This window comes from Roseomonas chloroacetimidivorans (genome assembly GCF_049629625.1).
In the GTDB taxonomy this organism is placed as follows: domain Bacteria; phylum Pseudomonadota; class Alphaproteobacteria; order Acetobacterales; family Acetobacteraceae; genus Roseomonas; species Roseomonas chloroacetimidivorans.
In genome coordinates this window covers 53,589-65,815 of record NZ_JBNBZS010000003.1, presented here as the reverse complement: position 1 = coordinate 65,815, position 12,227 = coordinate 53,589, and the positions used below count along the sequence as shown (strand labels likewise).

The following is a 12,227-nucleotide window of genomic DNA, read 5'->3' as shown; positions in this document are numbered from 1 at the left end:
CCGGCTGGCCCGTGGTAACGCGCGGCCATGGCTACCCCTTCCCTCGCCGCCGCGCGGCGTATTGTCGTCAAGATCGGCTCAGCCCTGGTCGTGGACCCGGAGACGGCGGCACCGCGTGCGGAATGGCTGGCCTCGGTGGCCGCCGATGTGGCCCGGCTGCGGGCAGGCGGGGCGGAGGTGGTGCTGGTCTCCTCCGGCGCCGTGGCGCTGGCGCGTCACGCGCTGGGGCTGACGCGCCGCGCCCTGCGGCTTGAGGAGAAGCAGGCCGCCGCCGCAGTCGGGCAGATCCGGCTGGCCGGCGCCTGGGAGCAGGCGCTGGGCGGCCATGGCATCACTGCCGCCCAGGTGCTGCTGACCCTGGAAGATAGCGAGGACCGCCGCCGTTACCTCAATGCACGGGAGACGCTGAAGACCCTGCTGCATCTCGGCTGCGTTCCCGTCATCAACGAGAACGACACGGTAGCGACCGCCGAGATCCGCTTCGGCGACAATGACCGCCTGGCCGCCCGCGTGGCGGAGATGATCGAGGCCGATGTGCTGGTCCTGCTATCGGACATCGACGGCCTCTACACCGCCGATCCCCGCCGCGATCCGGCCGCGCAGCACCTGCCCATCGTGGAGCGGGTGACGGAGGAGATCATGGCGATGGGGGGCGATCCGCCGCCCGGCTATTCCTCGGGCGGGATGCGGACGAAGCTGATCGCGGCACGCATCGCGACCGGCGCGGGCTGTGCCATGGCTATCGCGCTGGGGAAGGAGCCGAACCCGCTTTCCGCCATGCTGGATGGCGCCCGTGCCACCTGGTTCCTGCCGGCGCCGGAAGGGCGCTCCGCCCGCAAGAGCTGGATTGCGGGCTCGCTGGCGCCGCTCGGGCGGCTGGTGGTCGATGACGGTGCGGCCAAGGCGCTCGCCGAGGGCGGCTCCCTCCTTCCCGCCGGCGTGCGGGAGGTGGAGGGGCGATTCGAGCGGGGCGATCCGGTCAGCGTGCGGGATCTCGGGGGCCGCGAACTGGCCCGCGGCCTGTCTGCCTACGATTCAGAGAGCGTGCGCCGCATCGCAGGGCGGCGCAGCGCGGAAATCGAACCGATCCTGGGCTGGCGTGGACGTGATGTAATCATCCACCGTGACGATTTGGTGCGCGTATAGAAACAGCAGTCTTGCAACCATGCGTTGAGGTCGACTATCACAGCAATGTGAATGACCTGTCCTTCTCAACGACGCGGTATGCGGACGAGACCTGCCTCTGCCTGCATGTGCAGCGGGCGGCACGGCGGCTTGCGCGGCGTCTCGACAACGCTCTGCGGCCGATCCAGCTGACCAACGGGCAGTTCTCGCTGCTTGCCGCGCTGGACCGCCCGGAACCGGCCAGGATGGGGCCGATCGCGGAGCTGCTGGCCATGGATCGCACGACGCTGATCGCGGCGCTCAAGCTCCTGGAACGACGCGGGCTCGTGGACATCGCGGTGGATCCTCGGGACCGACGGGGCCGGCTGCTCTCGCTGACGGAAGCCGGACACCGGCTGCTGGCTGCTGCGATGCCGATCTGGACACGATTCCACGCGGCGGTGACCGCGAGACTGCCGGAAGACGAGGCCGACCGACTCCGCACGGCCCTGCGCGCGATCTCCTGACCGGCCAAGGCGACTTCCGGTAGGCCTCTGCCCCGTCGACTCCGGGACTTCCGGAGCCGGGCCAGCGCATTTTTGGTCCATGCGCCCTCGCTTCCGCTGCTCCACCTCCTTGTTGAAGGAGCGGCCTCACGCTTCCGGGCGCTTCCTCCTGGAGCGACCTTCCTCAAGCCGCCAGCAGCTTTACCCGCGCCGGGTCCAGGGCGAGCGAGGCTCGGCCGCCGATGGGCAAATGCCCCTCCCCGCCCGTATGTGGCGCATCCACCAGCACCTCCGCCCCCGCCACGCGCACGCCGTAGCGGATGCTCGCGCCGAGAAACTCGCGGTGAACGATTTCCCCTTCCAGCAGACGCCGACTCGAAGAAGCTGAATCGGCGCCTGTGGCGGCGGGCAGCAGCGCTACATCCTGCGGGCGGAACATGAGGCGGGCGCCCGGGGGTGCCTCGGCGCCGGGCGGCAGGGGAATGCGGGTTCCGCCCGCGATCTCAAAGGCCCGGGCGGCGCCGTCGCGCAGCACCGTGCCTGGCACGATGTTGGCGGTGCCCAGGAAGCCCGCGACGAAGAGGTTAGCGGGGTGGTCGTAAAGCTCCATCGGCGTGCCGACCTGCTGCACCACACCGTCATTCATGACGGCAATGCGGTCGCAGATCGTGTTCGCCTCCTCCTGGTCATGGGTGACGAAGATAGTGGTCAGGCGCAGCCCCTGCTGGAGATCGCGCAGCTCCCGCCGCACCTGCACGCGCAGGCGGGCATCGAGATTCGAGAGGGGCTCGTCCAGCAGCAGCACCTTCGGGCGCACGGCCACCGTGCGGGCCAGCGCCACGCGCTGCTGCTGACCGCCGGAGAGCTGGGCGGGGCGGCGGTCGCCCATCCCTTCCAGCCCCACGAGCCTCAAGGCTGCATCCACACGCAGGCCGATCTCGGCGCGCGGCACCCGGCGTTCTTCCAACCCGAACGCAACATTGCGGCGCACGGTCATATGCGGCCAGAGCGCGTAGGACTGGAACACCATCCCGACATCGCGCTTCCAGGGCGGAAGGTCCGAGATGTCTTGCCCGCCTACCAGAACGCGGCCGCGCTGGGCCGTGTTGAAGCCGGCGATCAGCCGCAGTAGCGTCGTCTTGCCGCAGCCGGAGGGGCCGAGAAAGGCGAAGAATTCACCGGGGCGGATCTCCAGGTTCACGTCCTTCAGGACGCGAGTGGTGCCGTAGGAGAGGTCCACCCCCTCCACGCGGATGCCGGCGGGTTCGCGGGCAAGAAGATCACTCATGCGGATTTCCTCCCGCCGCCGCGCTCGGCGACCAGATGGGACAGCCAGGTGGAAAGGCCGACGATCACCACGGCGATAATTCCCAGCGCCGCTCCGGCGCCGCGCCCGGCCGGGGACTGCATGAAGACATAGAGGCCATAGGCCAGCGGCGCGTCCGCGCTGGACTGCACGAGCATCAGCGTGGCCGAAAGTTCCACCGCCGCCGTGGCAAAGGAGGTGACAAAGCCGGCCGCCAGCCCGCCCGCCATAAGCGGCAGCACAATCCGTCGCACCACACGCAGGCGGCGAGCGCCGAGATTCTCGGCTGCCTCCTCCAGGCTGGCGGAGATCTGCTGCAACGCGGCGGTGCAGGCACGCAGCGCATAAGGCAGTCGCCGTATGGCCAGGGCCAGGACGATAATGCCCCAAAAGGCTGCGAGCGAGCTGCCATTCGGCAGAGTGATGCCGAAGAAGGTGCGGAGATAGCCGATGCCCAGCACCAGCCCAGGAACGGCCAGCGCCGACATTGCGAGGTAATCCAGCCAGCGCGCACCGGCCATGCGCGTGCGCAGCACGAGATAGGCGATGGTGGTGCCGATGATGATGTCAATGAGCCCGGCGAGCCCCGCATAGATCAGCGTGTTGGTGATATATTGCGAGCTCTCCGCGAAGACGCGGGCATAATGGGCAGCGGTGTAGCCATCCGGCAGCGGCGCGAAGGACCAGATCGTCGCGATAGAGAGCAGGAACAGCCCGAGATGCGGGGCCAGCACCAGCGCCAGGATCGCGAGGATCAGCGCATAAGCCAGCACGGCCTGCCCCTTGGTCATGCGCCGGCGCGCGAGCCCGCCACCGCCCCGCTGCACCGTGGCGTAGTCCTTCCCGCGCAGCGCGAGGGATGACACCCAGAGCGACAGCACGGAGAAGAGGATCAGGACGACGGAGATGACGTAGCCGATCGGGTCCTCCAGCCCCACGGAGGTGATCCGCAGATAGGCCTGGGGCGCCAGCATCTCCCGCACATTCAGCAGAAGCGGCGTCGCGAGGTCGTCGAAGACCTTGATGAAGACGAGGCTGGCGCCCGCGACATAGCCGGGCATGGCCAGCGGCAGCACGATCCGGCGGAACAGGCGGAAGCCATGCGCACCCAGATTCTGCGCGGACTCTTCCATCGCACGGTCGATGTTCTTCAGGCTGGCGACGAGGTTGAGCAGGATGAAGGGAAAGTAATGGATGGACTGGACGAAGATCACCCCGTTCAGCCCCTCCATGAAGGGAATGTTGATGTCGAAATAGTCGCCCAGCAGCAGGTTCACGCTGCCGGTGCGGCCGAAGAGCAGCCCCATCGCCACCGCGCCGGCGAAGGGCGGCATGATCAGCGGCAGGACGCCCAGGGTCTGCACGAGGATGGCGCCACGAAATTCGAAGCGCGTCGTGAAATAGGCCAGCGGCAGCGCGATCAGGCTCGCCACCACCACCGACATCAACGAGACATAGAGCGAGTTGATGAAGCTTGTCGTGAAAAGGTCGTTCGACAGGAAGTCGCCGAAATGCGCGAGGGTAAAGCTCCCTGTCGCGCGATCCTGGAAGGCAACGGTGATGACAGTCAGCACCGGCACCACCAGGAAGGCGAGAAGAAAAAGCGCGACCAGCCCAAAGGCCGCAGCCTCCCCCGGCCGCGCGGCCCAGCGGCGGCGGGCACCGGGCACCGGGGGCGCGGAAGTGGTCGCCTCGACGGCCGCCGTGGCCGGGGTAACCGCCACCTTCAGCCTGCTGCCTTTGCGGCATCCGCGGCCTTGGTCGCCGCGGCCTGGTACTTCTCCCGCGCGAAAGCGGCCCAGCGCTGCTCCAACTCCGCCTGACGCGGCCCACCGCCCCTTCCGGCGAAGGCACCGGTGATCTCCTCCGACGAAGCCTCGGCCTCGGTGATCGGCATGGCGGAGATCAGGGCGCGGGCCTCCGTGAGCAGGGCGCGGGCCTGGGCGTTATCCCTGCGGGCCAGCTTCGTCTCGACATCGCCGATCGCCTTGGCGGCGCGCTTCAGCCCATCCAGATTCGTCCCGATGGTCTGGTCATAGAGCGCGTCCACCACGGCATAGCGCTTGCCGGATTTCTCCACGTCGAAATGCAGGCTCGGCATGCCGATGGAGCCGGCGAAGGGGTTGGGATAGCCAGCCGGTGCCTTGGCATAGACAGACGGGTTCACCGGCAGGCGGCGGATGGTCGGCTCCAGCAGGATTTCCTGCCCCTTCTGGGAGAGCAGGAAGTCGATGAAAGCCCTCGCGCCCGCCGGGTTCGGCGCGTTCTTCACGATGGCGATGTTGGCCGGCACCACCGTCGTGACAGAGGGATAAACGAACTTCACCGGGAAGCCCGCGCCCTGGGCGGAGAAGGCGAAGAAGTCGATCACGATGCCGATGCCGACCTGGCCGGAATTCACTGCATCCGGCACGCCGAAGCTGCGCTCCGTGATCTGGCGGAGATTGCCGGAGAAGCCCTTCACCGTGGCCCAGCCCTTCTCCCAGCCCTCGCCCTGCAGAATCGTCTCGAGCGTCAGATGCGTGGTGCCGGAGCGCGACGGCGCGGTGATGATGACGTGGTCGTGATAGATGGGCTTCGCGAGGTCCGCCCACTCCTTTGGCTCAGGCAGGCGATTGGCGCGCATGTAGCGCTCGTTCCACATGATGCCGTAGCCGGAGGCGGCGAAGCCGGTGACGTAGCCCTCGGGATCGTTGATCGTGTAGGGACCGATCCTTTCCGGGATGCCCTGAGCATTGGGCTTGTAGGGCTCCAGCAACCTGGAGGTCTTCAGCACCTCGAAGGCGTCGGGGGCGGAGGCCCAGAACAGGTCCACGGCGTTATTGGAGCGTGTCTCCTGCACGAAGCGCACGCCGGCGGTGGTGTTGCGGTTCTGGATGTCGAGCGTGGTTCCGGGATGCGCCTGCTCGAAGGCGCGCTTGAAGGGGCCGGTGACATCATTGGAGAAGGAGGTGACCACCGTCACCTTGCCAGAGACGCCCTGGGCCTGCGCGGCGCCCGCGACCGAAGCGGCGGCGATGACGCCGAGGGTGCGGCGGCTCAGGACCGGCTGGTTGGAACGCATCATCCCCTCCGTTACGTTTTTATGACTATCCCGGTTCTCGGGCAGGCCCCTGGTCCTGGCAAGCCCGCCGGGCACGGCAGATGTGCGGCCGGCGGGGGCCCGTTACGCTTCCACTTCCCGCCCCGCGGCGCTACCGATGCACCATGAACGCGATTGTCGACCCCGCGAAGGATTCCGCCGCCATCGCCCGTGCCGCGCTGGAGGAGGCCGCCCGTGCCGCCCGCGCCGCCGCGACCATCCTGGCCCGCGCCCCGCGACCGACGAAGGACCGCGCTCTGATCGCGGCAGCGGCCGCCCTGCGCGCGCGCGAATCGGAGATCCTGGCGGCGAATGCCGCTGACCTGGCGGGGGCGCCCGATCTGACGGACGCCTTCCGCGACCGCCTGACCCTCACCCCCGCCCGTGTCGAGGCCATGGCGAAGGGACTGGAGGAGGTCGCCGCCCTTCCCGATCCCGTCGGCCGCGTGCTTGCGGAATGGACCCGGCCCAATGGGCTGGTGATTCGCCGTGTCGCCCAGCCCATCGGCGTGGTCGGCATGATCTATGAAAGCCGTCCCAATGTCGGCGCCGATGCCGCCGCCATCTGTCTCAAGGCCGGCAGCCCCGTGATCCTGCGCGGCGGCAAGGAGAGCCTGAACAGCGCCGCCGCCATCCATGCCTGCATCGTGGAGGGCCTGCACGCCGCCGGCTTGCCGGAGGCCTGCGTGCAGGTCGCGCCGAACACGGACCGCGCCTTCGTCGGTGCCATGCTGGCGGCAGCCGGGATGATCGACCTGATCATTCCCCGAGGCGGCAAGGGGTTGGTGACGCGGGTACAGCAGGACTCGCGGGTTCCCGTGCTCGCCCATGCCGAGGGGCTCTGCCACACCTACATCCACGAGGCGGCGGATCCGGAGATGGCGCGCTCCATCCTGGCCAATGCCAAGATGCGCCGCACCGGCATTTGCGGCTCAACCGAAACGCTGCTGATCGATCGCGCCGTCGCACCCTCGCTGCTGCCCTTGCTGGTGTCGGATCTGCGCGCGCTGGGCTGCGACTTCCGCGCTGATGCCGAGGCGCGCGCCATCGTGCCGGACCTCAGGCCGGCAAGCGACGCCGATTTCTCGACGGAGTGGCTGGACGCCATCCTCAACATCGCCGTGGTCGATGGGGTGGAGAGCGCGCTGGAGCATATCCGCCGCTACGGCAGCGAGCATACCGAGGCCATCGTCACGCAGGACGAAACGGCCGCCCGGCAGTTCCTGGACGGGCTCGGCTCGGCGGTGGGGATGTGGAACGCCTCGACCCAGTTCTGCGACGGTGGGGAATTCGGCTTCGGCGCGGAGATCGGCATCGCCACCGGCCGCCTGCATGCGCGTGGGCCGGTCGGGTTGGAGCAGCTCTGCACCTGGCGTTACCATGTGATCGGAACCGGACAGCTTCGCCCCTGATCCGGCCAGCCGTGGGACCATTCCCCGGTTTCGGGAGGAGATCACAAACCCATGCGCCGCATCGCGCTGATGGCCATCGCGGGGGCTGCAACAGCCCTTTTCACCCCGCTCGCCGCCCGGGCCGCCTGCCCGTCGGATGCGGAGGTGGCGCGCATGGCCCAGGACATCCTGGGCAACCACCCGGCCCAGGCCTATCCGGGGCTGACGATGGAGGATGCGCCTTGCGCGCGGGCGAAGATCGTCACGCTCATGCAGGCGCAGCTCGGCGCGCCGGTGGGCTACAAGGTCGGGTTGACCAATGAGGCGGCGCAGCAGCGCTTCGGCATTCCCCATCCGGTGCGCGGCACCATCTATCAGGCGACCATCCGCGCCCATGGCACCGCTGGCCGCCCGGCCGAGGTGCCCGCCACCTTCGGGGCCATGCCGGCGGTGGAGAGCGACCTGCTGGTTCGCGTGCGCGACGAAGGGATCAACGAGGCCGGCACGGATCACGTCGCCATCCTGCGCCACCTGGACCAGGTGATTCCCTTCATTGAATTGCCCGACCTCGTCTATGCGCCGGGGCAGATGAGCGGGCCGGGCCTTGTCGCCATCAATGTCGGCGCCCGGCTCGGCGTGGTGGGCGATCCCGTCCCGGTCCAGGCGACGCCGGACTTCGCCGCACGGCTGGGCCGGATGACCGTCATCATGGCGAATGACCAGAAAGAATTGTCCCGCGCCCCCGGCACGGCGCTGCTCGGCCACCCGTTGAACGTCATTCCCTGGCTGGTGGAGGATCTGCGCCGGGACGGGCTGCGCCTGAAGGCGGGCGATATCGTCTCGCTCGGGGGCTTCTCCGCCGCCGTTCCGCCTGAGGCCGGGCGCACGGTCACCGTCACCTATGAGGGGCTGGCCGACCGCCCCGTTACCGTCTCGGTGCGAACGCCCTGATTCCTCGCCCTTTCAGCCGGCCGGGGCGTTAGCCGCGCCATGCCGCCCCCCGTTCCCCCGGTCGGCCGCGAGAAGGCGCCATCCCAGCGCCCGTCGCCGTCGCATCGCAGCCCCGGCAAATGGGGTGATGGGCGGCGCGTGCGGATCGGGCTGCTCGGCGGCTCCTTCAACCCCGCCCATTCCGGTCACTGGCATGTGGCCGACATGGCGCGCCACGTGCTGCGGCTGGACGAGGTGTGGCTGCTGGTTTCCCCTGGCAACCCGCTGAAGCCGAATGCGGGCATGGCGCCCTTCGCCGAACGCCTCGATTCGGCACGCCGCATCGCCGATGGACGCAAGGTGATCGCGGTGGATGTGGAGGAGAAGCTGGGCATCCGGCAGACGGAGCGCACCCTGTCGCGGCTGCGGCGGCTGTTCCCCCGCGCCGAATTCGTCTGGATCATGGGGGCGGATAACATGATCCAGCTTCCGCGCTGGCGGCGCTGGCGGAAACTGGCGCAGAACACGCATATGGCGGTGCTGCCCCGCCCCGGCTACACACGGCGTGCACTGCACGGCGCGGCGGCGTCGCTGCTGCGGCGGCATCGCCGGACTTGCGGCGCGCTGCTGAGCCGTGCATCCCATGCCCGGGACGGGCAAGCTGGTGGCCAGCCGGGCCACGCGAGCTGGTGCATGGTGCCCGCCCGCGAGCATCCGGCCAGCGCAACCGCCATTCGCGCGCTGCGGGCCTCGCGGGCACACGCAACCGCGGCCTCGCCCGCCCATTCAGACCTTGTAACCCCGGCGCTGTCGCCCGACGCGCCGGCCGAAATACGCTGAACCATCGCGCCCCGCGCGATACGAGACACAGGAGCCAAATATGGCCCGCACCCCGAAGGAACCGACCCGCCCCGCCCGCAGCCCGGCCAGCCGTGGCGCTGGTGCGCGCAAGCCAGCCTCTGCGGCCGGTCGCGCGACGGCGAAGCCCGCCAAGCCGGCCGCGCGCGCAGCCAAGCCGGCACCCGCGCGCAAGCCAGCGCCGGCAACCCGCGCGAAGATGCCGGCCGCGTCCAGCAAGGCGCCGGCGGCACGGACCAGGGCGCCAGCGAAGGCAGCGCCGGCCCGCACGGCAAAGCCGACCCCGGCGCGGGCCGCCAAGGCGCCCGCGGCGAAGGCGGCGCCGGCCCGCAGCACCAGGTCCACCCCCGCGCGGGCCACCAAGGCGCCCGTGGCGAAGGCGGCGCCGGTGCGCAGCACCAGATCCGCCCCCACGCGTGCCGCCAAGGCTCCCGCGGCGAAGGCGGCACCGGCGCGCAGCACCAGATCCGCCCCGGCGGCCACGCCCGCCCGCGCGACCAGAACCGCCGCACCGAAGGCCACCGCCAGCCGGACGGCGCCCCGCCCCGCGACGTCACGCACGGCCAAGCCCGCCGCGCCCACCAGGCCGGCCACGACGCGAGCTAAGGCACCAGCGGCGACGGCTCCGCGCGCCGCCGCAGGTCGCACCGCGACTGCTACCAAGGCGCCCGCTCGGACCGCTACCAAGGCGCCCGCTCGCGCGCCGCGCGCCCGCACTGCCGAGCCCGCGCCACCTGTGACCCCGACCCGCGCTCCGCGCCGGGCCGCTGAGGCCGCGATCGATCCGAACGCCGCCCGCATTGCGGAGCTGGAGGCGGAATCCGCCCCCACCCCGCGCAAGCGGGCCGCCGCGGCCGGGCCGAAGAAGCGCGGCAAGGCCACCCCGACCCGCGCCGCCCCGAGCCCGGACCGGCTGGAGGCGCTGGTGCGCGCCGCCGTCGCGAGCCTGGAAGACGACAAGGCCGAGGATGTGGTGGTGCTGGACGTTTCCACCCGTTCCGCCTTCGCCGACCGCCTGGTGGTCGCGACCGGCTTGGCCGAGCGCCAGATCGAGGCCATGGCGCGGCATGTGGAGGAGGCGCTGGCTGAGCAGGGCATCCGCCGCATCCGCACCGAGGCCTCGCCCGAATGGGTGCTGCTCGATGCCGGCGACCTGGTCATCCATCTCTTCAAGCCCGAGGCGCGGGCTAACTACGCGCTGGAGCGCATGTGGGGACCGGAGAGTCCTGCGCCGGAGGAGTCCTCCATGCCGGAGGCCCGCCCTGACACCACGGACGAAGCCGGAGTGGATGCCGGTCCGGAGACAGACGATGAGACCGGACCGGATGGGGAGCAGCCCGACCCGCGAGAGCCAATGGTCGATGGTGGCCCGGAGGATGCCCAGGCCGGGGATGCGCAGGACCGCCTCAATATGGGGGAGGTCGGCGACGGCCGGCCGGCGGGCGATGGCAACGGTGCCATCCTTCCCCCCGGAGAGGCCCTGGACGGCCCCGCCGGCTTCGCCTTCGACACGACGGGTGAGGACCTGCAGCCGAACTTCCCCGACGAGTTGTCCGATGCCGAGGACCGGACGCGCGGCAAGCCGGGCCAGGGCGACTGAAACCGCCCCTGCTGCTCGCCGTGGGCCGTGCCCGCGGCGGGCCAGAGGCGGCCCTGTTCGAGCATCACAATGCCCGCCTCCGCCCTCCCCTTCTTCTGCGCGAGTTGGCGGAGGCGCGCGGCGCCCCCACCGAGATCCGCCGGCGGGAAGGCATGGCCATCCTTGAGGCGCTGCCGGATGGGGCGCTGGTGGTCGCGCTCGATCTCGGCGGCGAGATGCCGGACAGCGAGCGCCTCGCTGCCCTGACCGCCCGATGGGCGGAGGCGGCCCGTCCCCTGACCTTCGTCATCGGCGGCGCGGAGGGGCTGGACGAGGCGGTGCTGGCGCGGGCGGATCACCGGCTCTCGCTCGGCAAGCTCACCTGGCCGCATATGCTGGTGCGCGGGCTGTTGGCCGAGGCACTGTTCCGGGCGCAGTGCATCCGGGCCGGCCATCCTTATCACCGGAGCTGGCGGCCGGGTTGAGGGAACACATCGGGGCACCGGCGCGGCCGGATCTCCTGACCCGGGCCGCACCGCTTTCCCGGCGCGCCATGATCCCGGCGGCCCTTTCTATTCCCAGCTGACTTGCCCTTGCGCGGCGGGCCGCGCCTTGCGATGGCTGGGCCCGCCATTGCCAGGGGGAAGCCCATGCCGCAGACCGTGAGCGACACCCCCTCGGACTCCACCCGTGCCGGCACGGCGCCCCACCCCGTTCTGGCGCATCGCTACGCGGCGGCCGAGGAGCGGGAGGGCTTCGTGCGGGCCCTCTTCGACCAGACAGCGCCGCATTACGACCGGATCGACCGCATCTTCTCCCTCGGCACCGGGCCGGGCTACCGCCGCCGGGCGCTGCGCGAGGCAGGGCTGCGCCCGGGGATGCGGGTCCTGGACGTGGCGGTGGGCACCGGTCTTGTCGCGCGCCAGGCGGTGGCGATCACCGGTGACCCGGCCTTTGTCACCGGCCTCGATCCCAGCGAGGGGATGCTGGCGGAGGCGCGCCGCACCCTGCCGGGCGTGACGCTGATCCAGGGCAAGGCGGAGCGGATTCCGCTGCCGGATGACAGCGTCGATTTCCTCTCCATGGGCTATGCGCTGCGCCATGTCGCCGATCTCGGTGCTGCCTTCGCGGAGTACCGGCGCGTGCTGAAACCCGGCGGCACGGTGCTGATCCTGGAGATCGGGCGACCGGAGAGCCGCCTCGCCCATTGGATCGAGCGCTTCTACATGGGGGCCATCATCCCGGCCCTGTGCTGGGTTGCGGCCCCGCGCCACCGTTCCGGCGAACTGATGAAATACTATTGGGAGACGATCGAGGCCTGCGTGCCCGCCGAGACGATCCTCGGTGCGATGCGGGAGGCCGGCTTCACCGGCGCTACCTGCGCGACGGAACTGGAAGTGTTCCGGGCCTATACCGCCCGGGCCTGACAGGCAGATCGGACCAACCCGGCGTGGACCGGCAGCCCGTGCCG

General features: G+C 70.3%; 11 protein-coding genes and 1 pseudogene. 8 read left to right on the top strand and 4 right to left on the bottom strand.

Annotated elements, in window-relative coordinates:
- Positions 1–27 precede the first annotated feature (27 nt).
- Positions 28–1,146: a glutamate 5-kinase gene (gene proB, locus ACO1BU_RS02535; RefSeq protein WP_424134325.1), complete on the top strand. Its 1,119-nt coding sequence runs from the start codon at positions 28–30 to the stop codon at positions 1,144–1,146.
- Positions 1,147–1,157: 11 nt separating this feature from the next.
- Positions 1,158–1,631, top strand: coding sequence for a MarR family winged helix-turn-helix transcriptional regulator (locus tag ACO1BU_RS02530; protein WP_424134324.1), 474 nt, complete (start codon positions 1,158–1,160; stop codon positions 1,629–1,631).
- A 163-nt stretch (positions 1,632–1,794) separates the two neighbouring features.
- Here ACO1BU_RS02530 and ACO1BU_RS02525 read toward each other — a convergent pair whose 3' ends face one another.
- From ACO1BU_RS02525 to ACO1BU_RS02515, 3 genes are read right to left on the bottom strand one after another with little or no spacing between them, the layout of a single operon-like run.
- Positions 1,795–2,898 carry an ABC transporter ATP-binding protein gene (locus ACO1BU_RS02525; RefSeq protein WP_424134323.1) on the bottom strand — a complete coding sequence of 368 codons (1,104 nt, stop codon included), beginning with the start codon at positions 2,896–2,898 and terminating at the stop codon, positions 1,795–1,797.
- Complete coding sequence (locus ACO1BU_RS02520) at positions 2,895–4,640, bottom strand: ABC transporter permease (protein WP_424134322.1); 1,746 nt, start codon at positions 4,638–4,640, stop codon at positions 2,895–2,897. The genes ACO1BU_RS02525 and ACO1BU_RS02520 overlap by 4 nt, the downstream gene beginning before the upstream one ends.
- Positions 4,641–4,642: 2 nt before the next feature.
- Positions 4,643–5,980 (bottom strand): ABC transporter substrate-binding protein, encoded by a 1,338-nt coding sequence (locus ACO1BU_RS02515; RefSeq protein WP_424134321.1) that lies wholly within the window; start codon positions 5,978–5,980, stop codon positions 4,643–4,645.
- Between the two features lie 143 nt (positions 5,981–6,123).
- Between ACO1BU_RS02515 and ACO1BU_RS02510 the strand changes: the two genes are divergently transcribed.
- From ACO1BU_RS02510 to ACO1BU_RS02500, 3 genes are read left to right on the top strand one after another with little or no spacing between them, the layout of a single operon-like run.
- Positions 6,124–7,410 (top strand): glutamate-5-semialdehyde dehydrogenase, encoded by a 1,287-nt coding sequence (locus ACO1BU_RS02510; RefSeq protein WP_424134320.1) that lies wholly within the window; start codon positions 6,124–6,126, stop codon positions 7,408–7,410.
- A gap of 51 nt (positions 7,411–7,461) precedes the next feature.
- A complete protein-coding gene (locus tag ACO1BU_RS02505; protein WP_424134319.1) occupies positions 7,462–8,340 on the top strand; it encodes a 2-keto-4-pentenoate hydratase in 879 nt (292 codons plus the stop codon).
- A 39-nt stretch (positions 8,341–8,379) separates the two neighbouring features.
- The gene (locus tag ACO1BU_RS02500) at positions 8,380–9,159 is read left to right on the top strand and encodes a nicotinate-nucleotide adenylyltransferase (protein ID WP_424134318.1); all 780 of its coding nucleotides are present in this window, start codon (positions 8,380–8,382) and stop codon (positions 9,157–9,159) included.
- On the opposite strand, the gene ACO1BU_RS02495 is transcribed toward ACO1BU_RS02500, so the two are convergent.
- Positions 9,106–9,771 carry a hypothetical protein gene (locus tag ACO1BU_RS02495; RefSeq protein ID WP_424134317.1) on the bottom strand — a complete coding sequence of 222 codons (666 nt, stop codon included), beginning with the start codon at positions 9,769–9,771 and terminating at the stop codon, positions 9,106–9,108. The genes ACO1BU_RS02500 and ACO1BU_RS02495 overlap by 54 nt on opposite strands.
- A 214-nt stretch (positions 9,772–9,985) precedes the next feature.
- On the opposite strand from ACO1BU_RS02495, the pseudogene rsfS reads away from it, so the two are divergent.
- From rsfS to ACO1BU_RS02480, 3 genes and pseudogenes are all read left to right on the top strand, one after another.
- Positions 9,986–10,399, top strand: a pseudogene (gene rsfS / locus ACO1BU_RS02490) (ribosome silencing factor); the annotation flags it as partial.
- Positions 10,400–10,797: 398 nt separating this feature from the next.
- A complete protein-coding gene (locus ACO1BU_RS02485; RefSeq protein ID WP_424134316.1) occupies positions 10,798–11,241 on the top strand; it encodes a 23S rRNA (pseudouridine(1915)-N(3))-methyltransferase RlmH in 444 nt (147 codons plus the stop codon).
- Between the two features lie 165 nt (positions 11,242–11,406).
- Entirely contained in the window at positions 11,407–12,183 is a 777-nt protein-coding gene (locus ACO1BU_RS02480; RefSeq protein ID WP_424134315.1) for a class I SAM-dependent methyltransferase, read from the top strand.
- Positions 12,184–12,227 lie beyond the last annotated feature (44 nt).

What these genes read in the sequence shown, in the direction of transcription:
- proB (WP_424134325.1), top strand. Translation starts at nt 28, where the DNA reads ATGGCTACCCCTTCCCTCGCCGCCGCGCGGCGTATTGTCGTCAAGATC.
- ACO1BU_RS02525 (WP_424134323.1), bottom strand. Translation starts at nt 2,898, where the DNA reads ATGAGTGATCTTCTTGCCCGCGAACCCGCCGGCATCCGCGTGGAGGGG.
- ACO1BU_RS02515 (WP_424134321.1), bottom strand. Translation starts at nt 5,980, where the DNA reads ATGCGTTCCAACCAGCCGGTCCTGAGCCGCCGCACCCTCGGCGTCATC.
- ACO1BU_RS02510 (WP_424134320.1), top strand. Translation starts at nt 6,124, where the DNA reads ATGAACGCGATTGTCGACCCCGCGAAGGATTCCGCCGCCATCGCCCGT.
- ACO1BU_RS02505 (WP_424134319.1), top strand. Translation starts at nt 7,462, where the DNA reads ATGCGCCGCATCGCGCTGATGGCCATCGCGGGGGCTGCAACAGCCCTT.
- ACO1BU_RS02500 (WP_424134318.1), top strand. Translation starts at nt 8,380, where the DNA reads ATGCCGCCCCCCGTTCCCCCGGTCGGCCGCGAGAAGGCGCCATCCCAG.
- ACO1BU_RS02480 (WP_424134315.1), top strand. Translation starts at nt 11,407, where the DNA reads ATGCCGCAGACCGTGAGCGACACCCCCTCGGACTCCACCCGTGCCGGC.